The organism is Parabacteroides faecis (assembly GCF_014647375.1).
Classification (GTDB): Bacteria; Bacteroidota; Bacteroidia; order Bacteroidales; family Tannerellaceae; genus Parabacteroides; species Parabacteroides faecis.
In genome coordinates this window covers 75,909-99,469 of sequence record NZ_BMPB01000006.1, presented here as the reverse complement: position 1 = coordinate 99,469, position 23,561 = coordinate 75,909, and the positions used below count along the sequence as shown (strand labels likewise).

Annotated in this window: 13 protein-coding genes; 11 read left to right on the top strand and 2 right to left on the bottom strand. The window is 43.1% G+C overall.

The window, feature by feature from the left end; genetic code table 11:
* The first annotated feature begins 84 nt into the window (after positions 1 to 84).
* From IEY67_RS09540 to IEY67_RS09500, 9 genes are all read left to right on the top strand, one after another.
* Entirely contained in the window at positions 85 to 1,023 is a 939-nt protein-coding gene (locus tag IEY67_RS09540; protein WP_122355802.1) for a FecR family protein, read from the top strand.
* 216 nt (positions 1,024 to 1,239) lie between these two features.
* On the top strand, positions 1,240 to 4,734 hold the full coding sequence (locus tag IEY67_RS09535; RefSeq protein ID WP_229801017.1) for a TonB-dependent receptor: 3,495 nt from the start codon (positions 1,240 to 1,242) through the stop codon (positions 4,732 to 4,734).
* Positions 4,735 to 4,755: 21 nt separating this feature from the next.
* Positions 4,756 to 6,663, top strand: coding sequence for a RagB/SusD family nutrient uptake outer membrane protein (locus IEY67_RS09530; protein ID WP_122355798.1), 1,908 nt, complete (start codon positions 4,756 to 4,758; stop codon positions 6,661 to 6,663).
* A 14-nt stretch (positions 6,664 to 6,677) separates the two neighbouring features.
* Positions 6,678 to 8,102: an arylsulfatase gene (locus IEY67_RS09525; RefSeq protein ID WP_183668203.1), complete on the top strand. Its 1,425-nt coding sequence runs from the start codon at positions 6,678 to 6,680 to the stop codon at positions 8,100 to 8,102.
* 194 nt (positions 8,103 to 8,296) lie between these two features.
* A complete protein-coding gene (locus IEY67_RS09520) occupies positions 8,297 to 8,842 on the top strand; it encodes an RNA polymerase sigma factor (protein ID WP_122355794.1) in 546 nt (181 codons plus the stop codon).
* Between the two features lie 72 nt (positions 8,843 to 8,914).
* Entirely contained in the window at positions 8,915 to 9,982 is a 1,068-nt protein-coding gene (locus tag IEY67_RS09515) for a FecR domain-containing protein (protein WP_183668201.1), read from the top strand.
* Positions 9,983 to 10,167: 185 nt separating this feature from the next.
* Positions 10,168 to 13,641 (top strand): TonB-dependent receptor, encoded by a 3,474-nt coding sequence (locus IEY67_RS09510; RefSeq protein WP_183668199.1) that lies wholly within the window; start codon positions 10,168 to 10,170, stop codon positions 13,639 to 13,641.
* Between the two features lie 11 nt (positions 13,642 to 13,652).
* Positions 13,653 to 15,575 carry a RagB/SusD family nutrient uptake outer membrane protein gene (locus IEY67_RS09505; protein ID WP_183668197.1) on the top strand — a complete coding sequence of 641 codons (1,923 nt, stop codon included), beginning with the start codon at positions 13,653 to 13,655 and terminating at the stop codon, positions 15,573 to 15,575.
* Positions 15,576 to 15,654: 79 nt separating this feature from the next.
* Positions 15,655 to 17,253, top strand: a complete 1,599-nt coding sequence (locus IEY67_RS09500; protein WP_183668195.1) for a DUF4874 domain-containing protein — start codon at positions 15,655 to 15,657, stop codon at positions 17,251 to 17,253.
* Between the two features lie 25 nt (positions 17,254 to 17,278).
* Here the strand turns inward: IEY67_RS09500 and IEY67_RS09495 are convergent, their stop codons facing one another.
* The gene (locus tag IEY67_RS09495; protein WP_183668193.1) at positions 17,279 to 18,052 is read right to left on the bottom strand and encodes a DUF5040 domain-containing protein; all 774 of its coding nucleotides are present in this window, start codon (positions 18,050 to 18,052) and stop codon (positions 17,279 to 17,281) included.
* Between the two features lie 144 nt (positions 18,053 to 18,196).
* Between IEY67_RS09495 and IEY67_RS09490 the strand changes: the two genes are divergently transcribed.
* The gene (locus tag IEY67_RS09490; RefSeq protein WP_183668191.1) at positions 18,197 to 19,381 is read left to right on the top strand and encodes a glycoside hydrolase family 76 protein; all 1,185 of its coding nucleotides are present in this window, start codon (positions 18,197 to 18,199) and stop codon (positions 19,379 to 19,381) included.
* Positions 19,382 to 19,397: 16 nt separating this feature from the next.
* Complete coding sequence (locus IEY67_RS09485) at positions 19,398 to 20,867, top strand: glycoside hydrolase family 125 protein (protein ID WP_122373874.1); 1,470 nt, start codon at positions 19,398 to 19,400, stop codon at positions 20,865 to 20,867.
* A 641-nt stretch (positions 20,868 to 21,508) separates the two neighbouring features.
* Here the strand turns inward: IEY67_RS09485 and IEY67_RS09480 are convergent.
* A complete protein-coding gene (locus IEY67_RS09480) occupies positions 21,509 to 23,560 on the bottom strand; it encodes a RagB/SusD family nutrient uptake outer membrane protein (RefSeq protein WP_183668189.1) in 2,052 nt (683 codons plus the stop codon).
* Between the last annotated feature and the right edge of the window lies 1 nt (position 23,561).

Sequence of the window (23,561 nt, the reverse complement as noted above, 5' to 3'; positions counted from 1 at the left end):
TTCCATTCTTCGTTAGGGTAAACCGGAAGTGATGTGTTATTATAACGAAAGGGCCCGAACGGGAACCTAAATCAATACGAAAGAATGGAAAAAGAATTACTACATAAATATTTCAGAGGCGACACTTCCCCACAGGAAGAAAAACAGGTTATGGATTGGGCGGAGGCTTCGGCCGGTAATTACCGGCAATATCTGGAAGAGCGCAAAATCTGGAACGCACTCTTAATTCACTATACAACATCTGCTGAGAAGGCTTCAACCTTCTCAGCTCAGAATAAATCATTTATTCTTTGGAAAATAGGTAGTATTGCTGCCTCCATAGCTTTACTGATATCCCTATCCTGGATTATTTTCACCGCCAACAAAGAAGAACCGCAAAGCCTGCAGGCTGTCATGGTTCCGGCCGGGCAACGAGTACAACTCGTCCTGGGAGACGGTACAAAAGTGTGGCTGAACTCTAAATCGACCTTCACTTACCCTACCTCTTTCGGAAAAAACATACGAGAAGTAGAATTGGACGGAGAAGGTTATTTCGAAGTTACGAAAAACGAAAAAGCTCCTTTTATTGTCAAAACCAGAAAATACGACATCAAAGTATTGGGTACGACATTCAACGTATCTGCTTATCAAAACAAATTAAGTGCATTTGAAACCTCCCTGCTGGAAGGAGCGATCGATGTATCCACCGGTGACCAGACTGAATGGATATCGCTCACGCCGAACGAAAAGGTGACAGAAATAGATGGTATCCTACAAAAAGACACAATTAATAATCCGGAACATTTACGTTGGCGGGAAGGACTGATCTGCCTGGATGACGAACCTTTTGAGAACCTGATGAGAAAGTTCGCCGTGTATTATGGCATAGACATTGTTATTAACAACCCGAATGTATTGAAATACAAATGCACCGGAAAGTTCAGGCAAACCGACGGCATTGAATACGCCTTGAGAGTTCTTCAAAAAGACGTAAAATTCAAATATCTCAGAAACGACGAATTAAATTCAATTACAATTATATAATTCATTCACCTTCTAATCTACATCTTATGAACAGAGACCCATAATCAAAAAAGAAAGCCGGAAAATGTCCCCACATCTTCCGGCCGGAGCTAACAAGAGACGACTTTTTAATTATCTCATTATTAACATTTAAATCCACACAAAGTTATGATAAATTTTCTTTGTCAAACCTTTTTTGTGCCTAAAAAGCGCAAATCAAACCATTTGGGACGGATTATGAAATTATCAACATTCCTTCTGTTAACTTGCACATTCACTTCCATTGCGGGAAATGTAAGTTCTCAGAACGCCAAAGTTACTCTGAACGAGAATAACGTGGCAGTCAGCAAAATCTTAAATACAATCGAGTCGCAAACCGATTACTTGTTCATTTACAACAAGAATAATGTAAATGTGAACCGTGTGACTTCCGTGAAAGCAAAAGACAAAACTGTGGACAAAGTGTTGTCCGATCTTTTCAACGGGACGAATATAACCTATGAAATGGAAGGCAAACACATTGTGCTCTCCATGAAAAATAACATTCCTGGGAAAAGCATCAGTTCTCAATCCCAGCAGGACGGGAAAACGATCACCGGTATTATCAAAGATAAAAGCGGACTGGAAGTGATCGGTGCCAACATCGTCGAAAAAGGGACCACGAACGGTACCATTACAGACATAGACGGTAAATTCTCCCTGACCGTACAACCCGGAGCAACGTTGCTAGTTTCTTATATCGGTTATAACACCAAAGAGGTAAAGGTTGGCAACGAATCTACCCTCAACATCCTGCTGGAAGAAGACAGCCAGGCACTCGACGAAGTGGTAGTGGTTGGTTACGGTGCCCAGAAAAAGGTAAACCTGACCGGTGCGATCACAACCGTTAAAATGGAAGATGTCGTAGGTAACCGCCCGGTCGGTAATACGGCACAGGCTTTGGAAGGAGCGATCCCCGGTCTGCAGGTCAGCCGCAACAATGGTAAACCGGGTACAACCATCAATATGAACGTTCGTGGTGCAACCAGTATCAATGACGATACGAATGGTGCCCCGCTGGTATTGGTCGACAACGTACCGATGGATATCGATTTGCTGGACCCGAATGATATTGAAAGCGTTACGACATTGAAAGATGCCGCCGCTTCAGCGATCTACGGTGCCCGTGCTGCTTTCGGTGTAATCCTGATCACAACAAAACAAGGAAAAAAAGATACACCGATGCGTGTAAGCTATAACAATAACTTCTCTTTCTCCACTCCGGCTGCCCTGCCGAATAAGGTCGACCCTTATACAACGGTTCAAACGTATGCCAATATGGGTCTGAAACGTTATTATGGCGGACAGGATACGGAACAATGGCTAGGATACCTGGACGAATATCGCAACGGACAACACAAGGATGGTTATGTATGGTCGGACGGTGTACGTTACAACCTGGCTCCGACCGATGTGATCGATGATATGATGGATAACTTCGGTTTCCAGCAACAGCATAATGTTTCCGTAACAGGCGGTAGCAGCAAAGCGACTTACCGCGTATCTTTCGGTATGATGGACGAAGACGGTATCCTGGTGACTGACAAGGACTCTTACAAACGTTATAATGCATCTGCATTCGTTAGTATGGATGCCAACAAATGGCTGACTTTACAAGCTGACTTCCGTTATACGGATTCAAAAACATCGACGGCACAATCCGGAACCTCCGAACATGGGGAAAATGCGGTTTGGTCATTTGCCAGCAGTATGCCGAGTATGTGCCCGCTGGGTTATGACTATGCCACCGAAGATGATAACGAATTACTGCCTTACGGTACGCCGTCCAACCTGTTGCGACTGGCTTCACCTAAAATCAACCGGGCAAACAACACCCGTATCCTGGGCCGTGTCATGATCAAACCGTTTACAGGTCTGGACATCATCGGAGAATACAGCTTCAACCGTAACTGGGGTTCGGAAAAACAGTTCAATGAAATTTATAAATATATTGCACCCGTAACAGGAGAAAAGAAAGATACTTATACGAACTCAAAGTATCAGATGAAACAGTTCTTTGAAACGACGAATGCAATCAACATTTTTGCGACCTATTCCAAAGATATCGACGATCATTCTTTCTCTGTCATGGGTGGTTATAATCAGGAAAACTGGTATTACGAATCACTGAAAGCAACCCGTGAAGACCCTATCAACCAGGGGTTGCCATCTATCTCACAATCTACCGGAACGATCACTTCCGAAGACTCATTCAAAGAATATGCTCTTAGAAGTTTGTTCTATCGTCTGACTTATTCTTACAAAGGTAAATATCTGGTAGAAGCCAACGGACGTTATGACGGCTCGTCGCGTTTCCCGAAAAACGACCGCTTCGGTTTCTTCCCTTCTTTCTCTGCCGGATGGCGTATTTCGGAAGAATCATTTATGGAAGATACAAAAGACTGGATGAACAACCTGAAAGTGAGAGCTTCCTGGGGTAGTATCGGTAACCAGAATGTGGATTATTATGCTTATCTGCCGACGATCGATGCGAAAAACGACTATAACTGGATTCTGCCGGGTACAGATAAATATGTAACTACATTAGGTGTTCCGGGACTGGTAAGTTCATCATTTACCTGGGAAACAGTCAATACTTTGGACATTGGTGTCGACCTGAACCTGTTCAACCGTCTCGGCATTGTTTTCGACTGGTACCAACGCGATACGAAGGATATGCTTACAGCAGCCAAACCGTTACCGGCCGTACTGGGTGCAACAGCACCGAAAGTGAATGCGGCTGATATGCGCAGCAAAGGTTGGGAATTGGCTATTACATGGAGCGACAAGATCGGTAAGGATATCCGTTACAATATCGGCCTGAACCTGTATGACTCTCGTTCAAGAATCACTAAATACAGTAATGACGATAACTTGTTGACTTATACAGATGCTTCAGATAACAATATCGAAAAAATGTATTATCGCGAAGGTATGGAATTTGGTGAAATCTGGGGTTATACAACAGATCGCTTCTACACGGAAAACGACTTCGTTGATGGAAAGCTGAAAGATGATATTCCTGTATTCCTGGGTCAAAACAGAGATAACGTAAAGCCCGGAGATATCTTATACAAAGACTTCGACGGCGATGGAAAGATCAGTAACGGAGACAACTCGGAAAACAACCCGGGCGACCTGCGCAAAATCGGGAACAGCACTCCACGCTTCCAGTATGGTATCAATGCCGGTATCTCTTATAAAGATTTCGACCTGTCTTTATTCTTCACTGGTGTCGGCAAACGCGATTTATGGATCAGTGATCTATGGGCTCCTAACGGACAGTTCGTTTCCTCCGTATTCGACTACCAGACCGATTACTGGCAGGAAGACAACCAGAATGCTTACTATCCGAGAGTATACGGAGAAGGCGGTAACAACAGTTACAACAACAAACGCCAGACCAAATACCTGAAAGACGGTTCGTATGTACGCTTAAAGAACCTGACTGTCGGTTATAATTTACCGGCCGATCTGTGCAACAAACTGTACATTCAGAAACTGAGAGTATTCTTCAGTGGTGAAAACCTTTTCACATGGCATCATCTGCCGGAAGGTTATTATCCTGACTCATACAGCATGGCACCGGGTAGCAACAAGGTGAACGCTAATATCGAAGGCGACTCGAAAGCTGCAGGATGGTCATATCCGTTGATGAGACAATTTTCTTTTGGTATTAATGTAACATTCTAAAGTAAAGGAGATTCACTATATATGAAAAAGTTATTAATAAGTTTCCTGGCAATAGGTACCACCCTGTTTCAGTCATGTCTGAACAACGACTACCTGGAAAGACTTCCGCTCGATAAGCAGACAGAAGAGACCGTATTTGTGAGTTATGACAATTTTAAAACATACTCCTGGAAATTCTATACCTATCTGACAGCTTATGCCGGACCGACAGCGATCAAAGGAGGACCTAACGAAAAATATATTTTTGATAGTTATTCCGATAATGGTTTTTACGGGAATCCGGGCAGTGAAAATCCCTGGACATGGCCTGAAAAAACAACCGTTCCCAGTACGGCCGACGAATGGAGTAAACCGTACGAACGTATCCGTGCCATCAATATCATGCTGGACAACCTGGACAATTCACAAATGACAGAATCGGAAAAAGCGCATTGGCGCAGTCTCGGGTATTTCTTTAAAGCGAATGAATATTACCGTTTGATCGCTCATTATGGAAGTGCTATCTGGGTAGAAAATGCCTTGAAAGATACCGATACGGAAATTTTGTATGCCAAAAGAACTCCTCGTACGGAACTGGCAGCCAAAGTACTGGAAATGCTGGAATATGCCAAAGAGAACATTAATCCGGACGGTGACGGAGAAAATACGATCAACCGTGATGTTGTCTGTGCACTGATCTCCCGTTACGGACTGTTTGAAGGAACCTGGCAGAAATATCACAGCATCTCTGATGGTCTGAAATATCTCCAAGCAAGTTTCGATGCTTCAAAGGAACTGATTAACGCGCATCCTACTGTACACAATCATTACGATGAACTGTTCAACTCCGAAGAATTACAAGGCACGACAGGGATCTTGCTTTACAAAAACTTCCTGTCTGACGGAAAAGGCCACAATATGACCCGTTACGTAAGAACATCTTCCCATTATTCGGAGATCAGCTCGGATGGTATCGCAGCTTATCTTTGCCAGGACGGCAAACCGATCTATACCAGCGACCTGTTCGAAGGAAATAAAGAAACGGGAGACGCCGATGTATATACCGAATTCAGAAACAGGGACTACCGGTTATATTATAATGTATGTCCGCCTTACAAGGTGAACAGCCCGTCAGCAACCAATATGGATATGTCGAAAGTCACTTTCACGGACGATCCGAGAGATAAAGAATATATCGACCTGATGGCTCAGATCTCGAATACAGCCGGTTCGACAAAGACACTTCCTGCTTTACAATGGGCCGGACAGATATTACGTGAGGTTCCTCATTTCCGCGAAAACTCATATAATATGGGACAAGGTTTTATGACCTCTTACGGCGGTTACTATGTATGGAAATATTATAACACGGTTACTCCGGTCAACTCGGCAGGTAGCGTAAACTCCACCGACTTTCCGCTGTTCCGTATGGGTGAAGTGATGGTAAATCACGCAGAAGCAGCCTGGGAACTGGGACAGTTCAATCAGAGCGTTGCCGATGCTACGATCAATGTATTACGCAAACGAGCACATGTCGCAGATATGAAAGTCAGCGAAATCAATGCTTCATTCGACCCGAAAAGAGACCAGAGCGTCGATCCGGTTTTATGGGAAATCCGCCGTGAACGCCGTGTGGAACTGATGTTCGAAGGATACCGTTTCGATGACCTGCGCCGCTGGAAAAAGGCTGAATACATGAATACACAACAATTCGGTGTTTACCTGAAAAAATCAGACCTGGAAGACACACGCCATATGGGTGATAAGGCCAATCCGTCCAACTTCAAACTGAAACTGGACCGCAACGGTGATGAAGGACGCATCGTATTCTTCAGTAAACCGGTCGGATGGGTAGACCGTCATTACCTGTTCCCGTTGCCTAGCAACGAACTGCTGCTGAATCAGAATCTGGATCAGAACGAAGGTTATCCACGTTCCAATGCTGAATAAATAGTTTAAATTCCATGAAAAGAAATATTTCACTTTACAGTCTCTGCCTGCTCACTGCAGGCAGCAGTACTGTCTCCCTGGTAGCTAAGGAGAAAACAAATGTCGTTTTTATCCTCGCAGACGATCTTGGCTACGGTGACCTGAGTTGTTACGGACAGGAAAAATTCCAGACCCCTAATATAGATGAACTGGCACAACGGGGTATGCGTTTTACCCAGTGCTATTCGGGGACGACGGTCAGTGCCCCCTCCCGTTGCAGCCTGGTGACCGGCAGACATACCGGAAATGCCTGCATACGTGGTAACTCAAGCGTGAATCCGGATTATGAAGTAGCCCTGCCCACCGGCATAAATACGATCTTCAAGATATTCAAAGAAGCGGGATACAAAACCGGAGCATTCGGCAAATGGGGTTTGGGAGAAGTCGGCAGTACCGGCGATCCGAACAAGCAGTTCGTAGATACTTTCTTCGGATATAACAGCCAGCTTCTGGCGCACAATTATTATCCCGACCACATGTGGGACAACGACAAGCGAGTCGACTATCCGGAAAATGCCAACGGAGCCTACGGCACTTATTCACAGGATGAGATCCATAAACATGCCCTAAAATTCATCGACGACAATAAAGAAGAACCATTCTTCCTGTTCATTCCCTATGTATTGCCTCATGCCGAATTGTTGGTGCCGGAAGACAGTATCATTCAAAAGTTCAGGGGAATGTATCCGGAACAACCTCACCACGGAACAGACTCCGGTCCTATGTTCCGCAAAGGAGGATATTGTTCACAGGTCTATCCGCATGCGACATTTGCGGCTATGGTGTATCGTTATGATGTATATGTCGGACAGATTGTCGCCAAACTGAAAGAAGAAGGACTCTATGATAACACCCTGATCATTTTTACCAGCGATAACGGTCCGCACCGCGAAGGAGGAGCCGATCCCGAATTCTTTAACAGCAACGGGATCTACCGGGGTATCAAAAGAGACTTGTATGAAGGGGGAATTCGTGTCCCGATGATCGCAGCATGGCCCGGACAGATCGAAGAGGGAACCATCTCTCATCATCCTTGTGCCTTTTGGGATATGATGCCGACTTTCGCCGAAGTCATCAACACTAAAAAAGTACCTGAGTGTGATGGTATCAGTATCCTTCCAACATTAAAAGGAGAAAAAAATCAGAAACAACATGATTATTTCTACTTTGAATTCCATGAGATGAACGGTCGACAGGCTATTATCAAAGGAAACTGGAAACTGATCTTACTGAATATCCAGAAAGAACCGAAATACGAATTGTACAACATTGCTGCCGATCCGTCCGAAGTACATAACATGATCGACCGTAATCCCGAAAAGTTTGCCGAACTGAAAACATTAATGGAACAGGTCCATACCAAAGATGCAAACTGGCCTTTATTATCTACTGAATTTTAAACGATAGCTAATTTTAATGAATATAAAAGCGGTTGCCCGAAGATATCTTTTCCGATACTTTCGAGCAGCCGCTTTCTTTGAAAACAATCGAATAATTATATTCTATCCACAAAAATATCATACATTTGCAGACGGGATACGAGGAGATTTCTTAAATTTATCCACATAGTTTTAAACAATTCAAATACTCATTAATGGAAAATCAGTCTGATGAAATACTATGGTCACTTTATCTGAAAGGGGACAAAGAAGCCCTTGAACAGATATACAGACGATACTATCCATTACTTTTGAATTACGGATGCAGACTCTCTTCCAATCAGGATATGGTACAGGATTGTATTCAGAATTTATTTATAAAACTGATGTCTAAATCACGTAACTTATCGGATACCCCATCTGTAAAAGGTTATCTGCTTAAAGCCTTCCGCAATAATTTGCTTGACAGTCTTGAAAAAGAAGAGAAGCACAATGATTTCATCTTTATCGACGAAATACCGGAAGTAGACCACGCTACGACCGAAGAAGAAACGGCCCTCAAAGAAGATATAAGTAATCTGTCGTCGGCCTATCAGGAACTTTCTGCCAAGCAAAAAGAAATATTATATCTTTTTTATATCAAAGGCATATCTCACAAAGAGATCGCCGACATATTGAATATCAACTATCAATCAAGCAAAAACAGACTTTCTCAGTCACTCGTACAATTACGTAAAATATTTTTCCTGAATAAAAAATGACTTTTTTCGGTTTCTTACAAGTACCTTTTCTCAATTTCACCGTACTTATAATAGAGAGACAATGAAAAAAGCATGAATAAAACAGAAAACAACATACGAAAAACTTCTTTCAAAAAGGCCGGACAGGCATTGATCGATAATATACAGGAGGCCGAAAAGGTCGACCCGCAAATAATTGAACAATCTCTGGAAGATCTAAAAAACAGATATCAGAGACGACACAAACAGAGAAGACTATGGCTTTATGCGGCTTCCGCTGCCGCTTCGGTATTGATAATAACCTTATCAATCAACTTTCTATATTCTCCTAACTCCTACGACTGGGACATATTAGCAACCTCCTTACTAAACGATAGCATACCTCACCAAGAGAAGGAGATCACCTTGATCACCCAAAACGACCGGATGAAACTTTCCAATGAAGCCTCTTTGGAATACAAAAAAAATGGGACACTACAGGTAAACAAAGAAAATGTTACTAAAGAAAGTTCCGTCCACAGCAAAGAAAAACTCAACCACATTATTGTCCCGAAAGGGAAAAGGGCTACTATAACCTTTTCAGACGGAACATCTATGTATATCAACTCCGGAAGTCATGTTATTTATCCTTCCGACTTTGAAAAAGACAAAAGGGAAATTCTTGTAGAAGGAGAAGTCTACCTGGAAGTAGCCAAGGACCCCAAACGTCCATTCTTCGTTAAGACAAAGGATTTCGATGTAAAAGTATTGGGCACAACGTTTAACGTATCCGCCTACAAAGACGATGCCATAGCTTCCGTTGTATTGGTAGAAGGTAAAGTGGAAGTGGATAACAACAATCACAAAACCACCATCAGACCGAATGAAAAAATCGCTATTACCCAAGGAGAATCAACAGTCAGTACCGTAGATGTAAATGAATATATTTCATGGAAAGATTATATCATGCTGTTTGCTGAGCATCGTGTCGGAGATGTATTTACACGTTTATCACGTTATTATGGTGTTCAAATTGAATACGAACCATCGATAGCTTCATATCTGGTTTCAGGAAAACTGGATTTAAAAAATGGTATAAACAACTCTCTGGATATTCTTACAGAGTTACTGGATATTAAATATGAGACCACCCCGGATGGAAATATCCGGATCTTTCAATAAATGTTTAACCTTAAAAAATATTTGCTTATGAAATAAACACACGAAATGAAAAAGGGAATTCCACCTCTCCCCCTTACCTTAAGAGAGAATGTATTATGATACAAAAAAAGCCAGACAATACTGTCATATTGCCTGGCTCAGGATAGTATTAATCTAGTTCGTTACTAAAAAATACGTACAAATGTATGAAAAAACAAAAGAGTATCAAATCTAAAAGATTTAATTATCTAAAAAGTATTTGTTTAAGTAGCTGTTTATTATGTTTTGCAGGAGAAGCAGCTGCCAATTTCACAGAAAATTATTCAACACAAGTTTACTTCACTGTAAAAATGAATAACAAAACGGTACGGGATGTATTTTCCCATATCGAAAAAAACAGCGAATTCATTTTTATCTATCAGGGTACTAAAATCGACCTGGACAGAAAAGTATCCATAAATCTCAGTGACCAACCGGTTCAAGCAATCCTTCATGAAGTTTTTGCAGGAACAAATGAGACCTATTCCATAAAAGGCCGACAGATCATTGTCAAAAAAACACCGACAAAAGAAAACACCGAGGTGTTAAATTCCGATCAACAGAAAAAAACAGTGACAGGTTTATTAACCGACGCTGACGGGAATCCGGTTATCGGAGCAACGGTCACTATCAAAGGTACCACCCATGGTGTAACAACTGATATAGATGGTAAATATATACTCAATAACGTCAACGAAGGTGACGTTATTGAGTTCCGATATATCGGATTTAACACGGAAGAAAAAACCTATAAAGGCGAAGCATCCATCAACATCCGCATGATGGAAGCTACCGTAGGCCTGGAGGATGTTGTTGTTATCGGTTACGGTCAACAGAAAAAAGAAAGCGTTGTTTCTTCATTAAACACGATCGGACCGGCTGAGTTAAATGTAAAACAACGAAACTTGCGTAATACGTTGGCCGGACAAATAGCCGGTGTCATTGCCGTACAACGCAGTGGTGAACCAGGTAACGATGCAGCCGCATTCTATATTCGCGGACAAAGTTCATATGCCGGCGGTACATCCGCATTGGTATTAGTAGACGGTGTTCCCAGAAGTATGGACGATATCGACGTAGACGAAATCGAAAGTTTCACCGTTTTAAAAGATGCTGCAGCAACTGCCGTTTATGGTGCAGAAGGAGCTAATGGGGTTGTATTGATTACTTCCAAACGAGGTAAAGCACAGAAAACATCTGTCAACTTCAGTGCACAATACAGTATTGTCACTCCGACACGCATGCCTGAAACATTAAATTCTTATGACTACCTGTCATTATATAATGAAGCATTGTGGAATGACCAGGGTAATCCGAACAAAGAATATTTCAATCCCCAATATTCCGACGAAACACTTGAAAAATACAGAACCGGGATAGACCGGGATCTATATCCTTCTGTAAACTGGTATGATTTACTACAGAATCACACACAAAGCCAGAGATATACGGTAAACTTCAGAGGTGGTTCCGAGAAAGTACGTTTTTTTGCTTCAGGAGCTTACTATTCAGAAGACGGTATCTTCGATTCTACTCCCAAAGAGGATTACAATGCCAATATCGGATTGCAACGTTTCAACCTGCGTTCCAACGTGGATATGGACCTGACAAAAACAACTCAACTATCCATCGACATGAGCGGCCAGTATTTGAAGAAAAATCAACCGGGATATACCTCAGATGAAATCTTCAATTATATCAGCCACTTCCCTGTACATGTTATTCCGATGTACTATTCCGACGGTACAGCCTCGGATCATGGTGCTCCCGGCTGGGGGGTTGAATATCAGCCATACAACATGTTAAACAATAGCGGATACAACAAAACATGGAGTGCTTTCTTACAAACCAAAGTGACGTTGAAGCAAGACCTAAAATTCATCACAGAAGGATTATCAGTAAAGGGGTCTGTCAGCTTTGATGCCGACTTCTATTCAACCATGAAGAGATCGAAAACTCCGCAAACCTTTTATGCGTTAGGTAGAAATGAAGACGGAAGCCTCGATAAAAAGACGATCAAAGAAAGTTCTGCTTTAGGTAACCCCGCCATATCCGGTCGTGATGGTACGAAAAAGATCTACCTGGAAGCCTCATTGGATTATCAACGTTCCTTCAATAAAGTACACGATGTAACCGGTATGGTATTGTACATGCAAAAAGAGACGCAATATCAGAATAAAGATGGTTTACAACTCTTACCGTATCGCAAGCAAAGTGTGGTTGCCCGTGCGACTTATGGATACGATGACCGGTATATGCTGGAAGCCAGTATGGGTATGACCGGTAGTGAAAACTTTGCGCAAGGCCATAGATGGGGAATTTTCCCTGCCGTAGGTGCAGCTTGGTTTGTCAGCCATGAAAAGTTCATGAGAGGAGTGGAAGATTATATCAGTAAACTGAAATTAAGAGTTTCTTACGGTATAACCGGAAATGATAATATTGGTGAAAACACACGTTTCCCATACAGAGAAAATATTAATACAGGTCTCGATAGTTACAGTTTCGGACTAACACCGGGTGCCAATGGCGGTAAAGGAAACTCTCCGGGCAGTGGGATTGCAGAAGGTAGTTTCGCCATGCCCAACCTGTCATGGGAAATTGAAAAGAAACTGAATACTGGTATCGACCTGGGATTATTCAGAGGACGTGTCGATTTAAGTGCCGATTATTTCTATAACCGTCGTAGCGATATCTTATTGCAAAGAGAAACCGTTTCAAACGTTTCCGGTCTCCGGGTAAAGCCATACCAGAATTTCGGTATTGTTAGAAATCAGGGAGTCGATGCCAATCTTATAGTGAAACAGAAAGTAGGAAATGTAGATCTCTCTGCACGAGGTAACTTGACTTATGCAAAAAACAAGATCCTTGAACGAGACGAAATCCCTCAGAAATACGATTATCAGACATATACAGGAAACTCTATTGACAAGCCGTTGCTATATATAGCGGAAGGACTTTATACTCCGGATGATTTCAATATTACAACAAACGAATACGGCGGCCAGACTTATAAATTGAAAGACGGCCTACCCACCCCCGCAGCAAATGTTGCCCCTGGTGATATCAAATACAAAGATTTGAATAATGACGGTGTCATTGACTCTTATGACCGTACTTATGATCATAAATATTATCAAGCGACACCGGAAATCGTCTATGGATTCGGAGTAAATGCAGAATGGAAAGGATTCTTCGTTGGCGTCTTCTTCCAGGGGACAGCACATACATCCGCCAATATGTTAGCAAACAATTATGCCCTGCTTCCATTCACACAAGGGGTTGATAATGGGTCGGGCCGGACAGAAATTTCAGACCGCTGGCTAGCAGAGAGTCCATACAATCAAGATGTCTTTTTTCCACGTTTGCATACCAGCAACTTCAGTCATAACACACAAGCAAGTACCTGGTGGCATCGTAATGCTGGATTTCTCCGACTGAAGAACATCGAGATAGGTTATCAATTCAATGATAAAATACTCAAGCAACTCCGTATGAAAAATTTGAGAGTTTATTTGCAAGGGAACAATGTGGCAGTTTGGGATAACATCAAATTCTGGGATCCTGAATTAGGCAGTGCGAATTCAGGTGCCAAATATCCTATATGCAGCACATATTCTCTTGGATTAGAAGTAACATTTTAAAAACAACAAATATGAAATTCTTAAATAAAATAACATCAATTGCTTCTGCATGCTTTCTAACTCTAGCCCTCACAGGATGTAGCGATTATCTGGATGTATCGGATGAAGTGGCAGAAAACCTTACATTAGATGAAGTTTTCGATAACCCCAACTACATGCGCCGTTGGCATGGTAATTTGTTCAACAGTATTTCTGAATATTCCAGTATCGGTAAGAATAAAGCCAATGGATTTTCCGGAGTGTGGGTATCCATGTGCGGAGAAACAACTCTTAGTGGTGTCGGTATGAGTGAAATGATATCCGGTTTCACTTCTGCCAATGCCCCATTCCAACAACGCTGGGCGAACCTGTATCAATATATTCGTGATGCTAATATTTTTCTGGAAAGAGTAAATCCTAAAGGTAACATTAACGACCAATATCAATTAACGGAGGCAGATGTTAAGAGAATGAAGGCTGAAGCAAAATACCTTATCGCTTACAGTTATTTCTCACTCTTCGAACTGTATGGTCCGGTTCCTATCCTGGATGAACTAGCCGATCCGGAAGATAAAGGCCTGGATTATGCCAGAGCATCCGTGGATGAAACCGTTGAATACATCGATAACTTATTAAAAGAAGTCATCGAATCCGGCGACCTGCCTGAATCAATTATCCAGAATCATTCAGCTACCGGAAACGACCGGTACAATCTGAATGAGATCGTCCGTCCGACAGTGACTGCTGCTAAAGCATTAAGAGCCAAGCTTTGGGTATATGCAGCTTCGCCTCTATTCAATGGTGGTTACAAAGAAACACTGGATGTTGCCAATACCGACGGTAAAAAAATATTTGCTTCTTACGATGCCAACAGATGGCTCACCGCTAAAAGCCGCCTGGAAGATCTATTGAATAATGCAGAACAAAACAAGCACACCTTGTTTACCGTATATAATACAGACGGAACCATTAATCCGGATGAATCGGTCTATCAATTATTCCAGAACTACAATGACGAAATATTGTGGGCTACCGGAGATAACCTTTGGAACGGTTCGACAATGGAACAGAACACCAACCCCAGAGACTGCTACACAGGTTGGGGATATCTTGGAGTTTCACAGAATTTAGTGGATGCCTTCTTCGTTAATGACGGATTAACAATCGACGATCCGGGTAGCATGTATAAAGAAGACGGTTTTACCGATGTCGTTAACCCATGTAACGAAAACAAGCGGGTAGATACAAATGTATTCAATATGTATGCCAACCGCGAACCTCGTTTCTATGCCGGCGTAGGGTATGAAGGTAAAAGCTGGCATATTCAACCGGTCGGAAGACCCGATTACACAATCGGATTTGCCAAAGGGGAAGGTTGCGACAACTCATCTGCCGATAACCCTCGTACCGGTTACCTGCCAACTAAATTCAAAAACCGCCAAATCCTGTTTACCGGAAACTATTTGAAGGCCTGGGCACGTCCTTCCATTCTATTCCGTTTGGCAGACTTTTATCTGTACTATGCAGAAGTTTGTAATGAAATAGACCCGAACGATCCCAATATCATCAAATACCTGGATATGGTAAGACAACGTGCCGGTATTCCCGGATATAAAGAACTGGCCGCTTCCGGTAAAAAGAATATTATCGGCAATCAGGAACTGCAACGAAAAATGATTCAACGCGAACGTACTGTTGAATTGTTTATGGAAGGACAACACTACTTCGACATCCGGCGCTGGATGATTTGCGGAGAAGGTGAAGAGGCAGATCAAAGCGTTCTCCACTCAATGAATATGAACGGATACAAAGACCAACCGATCGGAGCCAACAATTCTTTCTTTACCCGCATCGTTCTTGAAAACCGTGCCTGGAGACGTGCCATGTACCTTTATCCGATACCACAGGATGAAATACAAAAAAGCCGGCTTCTGGTACAGAACCCTCTTTGGTAACAACTAATTAATTATAAAACAGATAAGCCTTATACTAGATAGTTTAGTATAGGGCTTATTCTCTCTTAAATCATATATCATGAAACAAAAAAGATACTTTATTCTTATTCTATCAGGGTTATTCTTTTGCTTTGCTAGTTGCATACACGGAAATAACCCGGATAAAGGCAACGGAAAAGCAAAGACAATCACCTTCCGCGGCATCTATGCCGACGACCCTGCCGGACAGGAAGGTCTATACAATCCGGAAAGAGGCTTCCGATTGGAAATAGCAGTCGACATTGCCAGCGGGAAAGATGTCTGGAACCCTAAACAATTCCCCGACATAACCAGCCATTTAGAATCAGAGTCCGCTATCTATGCATCAGACAGTGTCAGCCTGGTTCAAAGTTATTTTTATCTCACCGGATTCGTAGGAAAAGACTTATCGGAAGATGCTTTTACCACAATGGATACCTATTTCAACAAACTAAGAGAATTAGGTAAAAAAGCGGTATTGCGATTTGCTTATGAAACCGCCTTTATGGGAAGAGCGGGAAGCGGCCCTACCCTGGAGGATGTGCTCCGCCATATGGAACAACTGAAACCGTTCCTTGCACAAAACACAGATGTCATTCAAGTTGTGCAAGCCGGATTCATCGGTGCATGGGGCGAATGGCACAGTTCATACCACGGACTGGAAAGCACAAACGACAGTAAGCGTACTATCCTGGAAAAGATAGTCTGGATGACTCCGGAAAACAGAATGGTGCAAGTAAGAGTCCCGGAATATAAAAACCTGATAAACAAAGAAAGTAAATCATATAACAGAGTATCTTTCCATGATGATTTCATCATTATAAAACCTCATAAATGGGACGGAAACATGCATGAAGGAACTCCTTATTTCAACCAAATCGTTGAAGAAAGTCCTTATTTAGCCGTAGACGGAGAACTTCCCTGGGGTACCTGGAGCATGAATGAAGATCCCGACAATCCGGAAGCCGGATGGATTATCGACGGCATAGCGACAGCCAGACAGCTTTTCCTTCAGCATTATACTTCGCTCAGTGCCATTCATAATTACAAGGAAAAAGGGACCAAAGATAAATATTCAATGATGTATTGGAAAGAAACTCCTGTGGAAGAAACATTCTTGTCTGAAAACCATATGCCCGTTTCCGACCATTACTTTAGAAATCAGGATGGAAGTCCGGCTACACGAAACGTATTCGATTATATCCGGGATCATCTGGGTTACCGGCTGGAATTACAACAACTCAAAATAAGCGGAACCCTGGCAGCCGGAAAAGAAATCTCGCTGGATCTTTCGCTGATTAACAGAGGTTTTTCTACCTTATTCAATGAGCATCCCGTTTATTTTGTTCTGGTCGATGAGCAGGACCGGGTTACAGAGTTCCTGACCGAGACGAACGTCAACAGCTTTCAACCATACCAACCCACAGATCCGGAGTGTAAACCTTTGCTTCATACCATCAAAGGACAATTTACTATTCCGGAAAATCTGAAAACGGGCAAATATAGAGTAGGCCTATGGATACCGGATGGTTCCGAACGTCTGAAATATAATAACCGGTATGCCATTCGTTGTGCCAACGGAGATACAGAATGGTGGAATTCATCCGACAAGAAATACGGAATCAACATCTTAACGACATTAAAGATAACACACCGCTGACCTGTTAGCCGGTCGGATTAATCCTTTATCTGACCGGCAACACATTTCTCATCACATCGGCAAAAATAGCCGCCATCTTTCGCTGAATGAACTTCTCTTTTCCCCGTTGCGGATGCCAGCCATATGTAACACCATCCGTTTCCTGGGTATCCTGAGCATAGATCAGACTAAACTGGCTACCGGTTACCGGATGGAGAACATTTTTAGAAAACCCGATATACTTATCAAATTCAATAAGCGGAAATCCCCATTTAGCGGCGAGTCGACGGATAGACGAGTTATACACAGTACGGGCATCGTGCCAATGAGTACAGAAAATAATATTTACAGGCTTACCGTATTTATTCCCGTAATATCTGGAATGCTCATTGAATTGCTGATTATAACAATCGGTCATATAACGTTTGATGACATAATCGTATGCCGCCGCATAATTGGAACGGTCGAAAGGAGTTGAATAATCAGTATATTTCTCTTTTAGCTGCGTCTCATCAAATACATCTTTATCATGCACATGCATAATGATAAATGCATCGACTTCATCCAGCTCCTCCAAAGAATAAAGAGTGCCATCTTCCATTTTATTGGCAGTATTCGCAATCGCTTCCGCACCTACCGCCCGGTTGACGGGTACGGCGTCCAAAGATTCACATCCCAATTCAAACCATCCATTCTCCGGGGAAGCAAAAGAAGCCCCGGTCAACAATAAGGTATATTTCGCAGAATGGACATTTTCCTGTCCGAATAAAGGTATTACACTCAACAGTACGACAAATATTAAAAACAGTTTTTTCATCATATCTATAGAATTTTTAGATTATCCCATTAGCAAAAATACATCATATTGATATAAAAACATCACGTATGTCCGCTTATTATTAACGAATCCAAGAAAATGTATTACATTTGCACGTTTTAATTTTTAATTCAATCGATATAGACCATGAAACTTGCTTCAATTCTTCATTGTTGCGTGCTTGCATTTTGTATTTGTTCATGCAACAAACAACCAGTTCAACAAACAAACGGAGATATACTTATTGCAGACTCCCTATTGAACAATATCCTTACGAAATACAACGTTGAAAAGTATGGATTACTTTCAGAGACTTATCCTGTCAATCCGGAAAACACCGTCACTTATCTTGCCGAAGGGACCGAACAGAAAAAGGGACAGGAAGTATCTTTCCTATGGCCTTATTCCGGTATGTTGTCCGGTTGTATCTCGCTGTATGAGGTCACCGGAAATGAGAAATACCTGAAAATACTGGAAGAACGCATCCTTCCCGGCCTTGAAAAATACTGGGACGACACACGCACCCCGTTCTGCTATCAAAGTTATCCGATGTTTAACGGTGAAAGCGACCGTTTTTACGATGATAACGACTGGCTTGCCATTGATTACTGCAACCTATATGCACTCACCCAAAACGAACGCTATCTGAAAAAAGCAGAAGAATTATATACTTACATTTTCAGCGGATGGGACGATGTGTTGGGCGGAGGTATCTATTGGTGCGAACAGAAAAAGACATCCAAAAATACCTGTTCAAATGCGCCCGCTACCGTTTTATGTATGAAACTATATAATTTGACAAAAGACCGGAAGTATCTGGAACAGGCTGTAGCAACCTACAACTGGACAAAGGCAAACCTCTGTGACCCGGCAGATCATGTCTATTGGGACAATATCGGACTCGATAAAACGATCGGCAAAGCCAAGTTCACATATAACAGCGGACAGATGATCCAGGCAGGCGTACTCCTTTACCAGGCAACTTCAGACGAAGCCTTCCTGAAGGATGCACAAAACACGGCAAAAGGAGCTTATAAACATTTTTTGCAGAAACGCACTGGTATTAATGGAAAAGATGCTTATTTTTATCCCTCAAATCCGTGGTTCAATGTCATTTTATTGCGCGGTCTTCTTGCTTTGGCTAAAGTGGATAACAAGTATGAATTTGTTAATACCATGGCGGATAACGCCCGTTATGCCTGGCAATATACACGGGATGAAAACGGATTCCTTGGGAACGACTGGGCTGGGATTGATAATAAAAAGTTCAAATGGCTGCTAGATAATGCCTGTATGATCGAACTTTTTGCAGAAACAGGTAACATTCAATAAATAAAATAATAAACCCATGACTACACGTAGAAACTTTCTAAAATCCGGAGGTTTGTCTTTGGCAGGTCTGTTGGTCGGGCAGAAATCATTTGCTCATTTAGCAGAATCGGCAACACCAGGCGCCCCTCTCGTATCTAACACATTACAGTACACTTGCCAGCGTCCGGCACCGGAAAAACGCCAGTTCACTTCCGCAGCAGTCGAAAAGGCAATCCAGGCGACAAAAGCCAAGCTGAAAGATCCGAAACTGGCATGGATGTTCGAGAATTGTTTTCCCAACACACTCGACACGACTTGTGAGCACAAAATGGTGAACGGTAAACCCGACACTTTCGTCCTTACCGGCGATATCCACGCGATGTGGTTGCGCGATTCATCCGCACAGGTTTTCCCGCATATCATTTTTGCAAACGAAGATCCGAAAGTAAAAACAATGTTGGCAGGTGTTATCAACCGCCAGACCTGGTGCATCAATATCGATCCGTACGCCAACGGCTTCAACGAAGGCCCGACAGGCAGCGAATGGGAAAGCGACCGGACAGATATGAAAAAAGAACTTCATGAGCGTAAATGGGAAATCGACTCACTCTGTTATCCGATCCGCCTGGCTTATCATTTCTGGAAGAAGACCGGCGACACCTCTCCTTTCGATGCAGAATGGGAAAAGGCAATGAAAACCGTCTACAAAACGTTTATCGAACAACAACGCAAGGACGGACTCGGCCCGTATCGTTTCTCCCGTAAGACAGACCGTCAGGGGGATACATTGCTGAACGACGGCTACGGTAGTCCGGTAAACCCTGTCGGATTGATCGTATCTTCTTTCCGTCCGTCTGACGACGCGACCCTGTTCGGTTTCCTGATCCCGTCGAATATGTTTGCCGTCACTTCACTCCGCCAGCTGGCTGAGATGATGCGCGACATCAAAAAGGATAACGACTTTGCCCGCCAGTGCGACTCATTAGCCGACGAAGTTGCTGCCGCCATCGAAAAATACGGAATCGTAGAACACCCTGAATTCGGAAAAGTATATGCTTTCGAAGCAGACGGTTTCCATAACCATGTATTCATGGACGATGCCAACGTGCCCAGCTTGCTGGCTATGCCTTATCTGGGATGCATCGACGTGAACGATCCGGTCTACCAGAATACCCGTAAACTGGTTTTAAGCCCGATGAATCCTTATTTCTACAAAGGGAAAGCCGGCGAAGGTATCGGAGGTCCGCACATTGGATTCGACTTTATCTGGCCGATGAGTATCATTATGCGTTGCAATACCACCAACGATAAAGAAGAAATACGTCATTGCGTCAAAATGCTTCGTGATACGGACGGCGATACCGGTTTCATGCACGAATCGTTCCACAAAGACGATCCGAAAAACTTTACCCGTTCCTGGTTTGCATGGGTAAATACCCTGTTCGGAGAAATGATCTACCGCCTAGTAAAGGAAGGAAAAACAGATATTCTGAACAATCTGGGATAATAGAAAATAATAAAGTTATCCAAGGCTATTTATCAAACAAGGCAAAACCTTGTTTGATAAATAGTTCCTGTAAACTATCACTATCTTCCAGTCTCATTAAGCCAAATCCTATGACCGACTAATTGTTAACTCCCGGCTTTGTATAACTATCCTGTACAGGATAATCCGCCAACCTGTACATCCTAAAGAAACACCCTGTACACCTTGTCCCGGCACCCTGTACGCCCTGGTAAAAAAGAGTCCTGACCTTTGAATTAGTTTATAGGGAGAAAGAAATTACTTTCCCGGCTTCCTCCACCTAGTTAGTCTTATTTCCCATTTGCCTTAAAAGGTATTCTACATTAATAAAATGCCGGGTATATTCCGCATGCATCTTTCTTGCAACTGAACAGCTGGATGCCATCCGGGCAAGAAACTGTAAATGCTTCCCCAGGGAAGTATTCATTTCTAATCGCTGCGTTTTGGGGATACTGTCCTGTACGGAATAAACTCCGCAGGCCATTTGTATTTCCAATAATCCTTCGTCCCAGGAGTGTTGCGTATATTTACATAAAAAAGGGAAGAGTATTCTCCCGAACGCTCTTCCCCTATTTCGTTAACCATCAATTTTGTTAACTTTAGGTACTCTTTAAATGGTAGTATTATTCTAAAGCCTTACCTGCAGCCATCGGCCAATACGGATTCTGATACATTACCGTAGTGTTTATATCTTCCGGGTTGGTAGCAGCAAGTTGCATATCCTGCAAACCGATCGGACTCAGATAAAAAGCTTTTCTCCAGGTCAATCCATCATAAAGCTGGTTGTTGATACTGGTCCTGCGCAGTGGACGCAGATACTTACTATCTTCCTTCCGGGAAACGTTTGCTTCGGTCGTACCGTCAGCAACAACTGCCGATACTTCCACTCCGTCTACTGTTTTTGTATACTTCAGATAAGCGGCATCCCAGAAGTTCACACCCTCAATGACATAAGGCTTCGTAAGCAGCTGATCCCAGGCACGCCACCGGATCAGATCGTCCCAACGCATGCCTTCGCCATTGAATTCGCAACGACGTTCGCGACGAATATTGTAAAGCGTTGCATCCACCAGCTGATCGCCGGAATAAACAGCCAGGTCGTTTTCATTACCCAGATTGGTTGCAGAGATGGTTTTCGAGAAATCTTCATCCACACCGGCACGACGGCGGATGGCCTTCCAATATCCCTGAGCTTTAGCATCGAGCGAACCGTTTTTCTCATAGCATGCTTCCATATAGTTCAGATAGGCTTCCGCAGCCCTGAAAATGACACAGCCGTTACTACCCAGCAATTCATCATTCTTATTCTGGTCGTAATCATAGGTATAAGCCTTGCGCGGACGGTATCCGGTGATATCCCGGTTTTGTTCGGCATCTGAAATGATACGGAAATTTGCCATATGTACTACGACACCCGTATCAGCTATAACAGGGTCTTTCGTATCACTGCGCTGCACGTCTTCTTCTCCCCAGACAAACAATTGCAGACGTTCGTCGCGGTCTTTTTTCTCCTGCGACACTGTGACATCTCCGTGATAGCCCGAACCGGCGGCATAAATGGGCAAGCCATTCTTCATCAGGAAAGTATTGACCAATGCACGAGTCATCCCGGTACGGTCGCCTACCTGCAAACGGGTAGGCACGCAATGGGAAATACTCAACCCTTTATTATACTGCTTCCATAGTAACACTTCGCTAATCCCTGACGCATCCGGCGTACTGAACATTTCGAAATAGGGATTCCAACCGTACACCTGTCCGTAAACAGGATTCATCACATGGGAATTATCTGTCAGCGTGGTCTGATCAGCAACTGCAGCTGCCGCCTCCATGGCCTGACTCAGGAAAAAGTCTATCTCGCCAGGTATATCGAACGATTTACCGCTGTTATAATCCATTTTAGCTCCCGGCCAGTTCGCATCGCCCGGTACGCGGCCCGTGCCCTGATGGTATTTTTCGAAGGTAGCCTCAAAAAGGGCGACTCTCGATTTCAGCAGCAGCGCTGTTTGTTTATTGATACGCTGGTTCATCTGAAATCCCTGATCCTTAAGACGGGAAATGGCTTCATCGAGGTCTTTCAGGATAAAGCGGGCCACTTCATTGCGGGGAGCTCGTTTGCTGTGTTCGATAAGCACGTCACTCTGGTCGGGCAACACCTCTTCCACGATCGGGAAATCACCATATTTGACAAGGGCCACGTAATAACTCAACGCACGAAAGAAATAGGCTTCCCCAATATAATGACGAAGCAGATCACTCGCTCCCTGGATAGTTCCGGCTTCTTCTTTAGGAAGCACCTGTTCGAACAGATAGTTCCATACACGGGCACGGGATAACAAACCTTGTGTGGTCTTACCAGCTGACACCTGCCAGTTTCCGGCAAAATAATTAAGGTTGCCTTCGTCTGCGAGCAGGTTATCGGTATTGGCATCATTACGTTGCACGCCGGAATTCCAGGCCGTTTGATGAAACATCTTGGTTCCGTTGGAATTTTCGAGTTGGGAATCGTAATAATTAAGCACGTAATTACCCACCTGATCCACTGTGGTGAAATAAGATTCCGGAGTTATCTGGCTGATCGGTGCACGTTCCAGAAAATCGTTACATGACGTCATTGTCAATCCGCCGATACCGACCAATGCGCCGACATATATATGTTTTAATTTTAGTCTCATA

Bases quoted from the DNA above. Each gene is read 5' to 3' on its own strand.
- IEY67_RS09540 (WP_122355802.1), top strand. From the start codon at position 85: ATGGAAAAAGAATTACTACATAAATATTTCAGAGGCGACACTTCCCCA.
- IEY67_RS09535 (WP_229801017.1), top strand. From the start codon at position 1,240: ATGAAATTATCAACATTCCTTCTGTTAACTTGCACATTCACTTCCATT.
- IEY67_RS09530 (WP_122355798.1), top strand. From the start codon at position 4,756: ATGAAAAAGTTATTAATAAGTTTCCTGGCAATAGGTACCACCCTGTTT.
- IEY67_RS09525 (WP_183668203.1), top strand. From the start codon at position 6,678: ATGAAAAGAAATATTTCACTTTACAGTCTCTGCCTGCTCACTGCAGGC.
- IEY67_RS09520 (WP_122355794.1), top strand. From the start codon at position 8,297: ATGGAAAATCAGTCTGATGAAATACTATGGTCACTTTATCTGAAAGGG.
- IEY67_RS09515 (WP_183668201.1), top strand. From the start codon at position 8,915: ATGAATAAAACAGAAAACAACATACGAAAAACTTCTTTCAAAAAGGCC.
- IEY67_RS09510 (WP_183668199.1), top strand. From the start codon at position 10,168: ATGAAAAAACAAAAGAGTATCAAATCTAAAAGATTTAATTATCTAAAA.
- IEY67_RS09505 (WP_183668197.1), top strand. From the start codon at position 13,653: ATGAAATTCTTAAATAAAATAACATCAATTGCTTCTGCATGCTTTCTA.
- IEY67_RS09500 (WP_183668195.1), top strand. From the start codon at position 15,655: ATGAAACAAAAAAGATACTTTATTCTTATTCTATCAGGGTTATTCTTT.
- IEY67_RS09495 (WP_183668193.1), bottom strand. From the start codon at position 18,052: ATGATGAAAAAACTGTTTTTAATATTTGTCGTACTGTTGAGTGTAATA.
- IEY67_RS09490 (WP_183668191.1), top strand. From the start codon at position 18,197: ATGAAACTTGCTTCAATTCTTCATTGTTGCGTGCTTGCATTTTGTATT.
- IEY67_RS09485 (WP_122373874.1), top strand. From the start codon at position 19,398: ATGACTACACGTAGAAACTTTCTAAAATCCGGAGGTTTGTCTTTGGCA.
- IEY67_RS09480 (WP_183668189.1), bottom strand. From the start codon at position 23,560: ATGAGACTAAAATTAAAACATATATATGTCGGCGCATTGGTCGGTATC.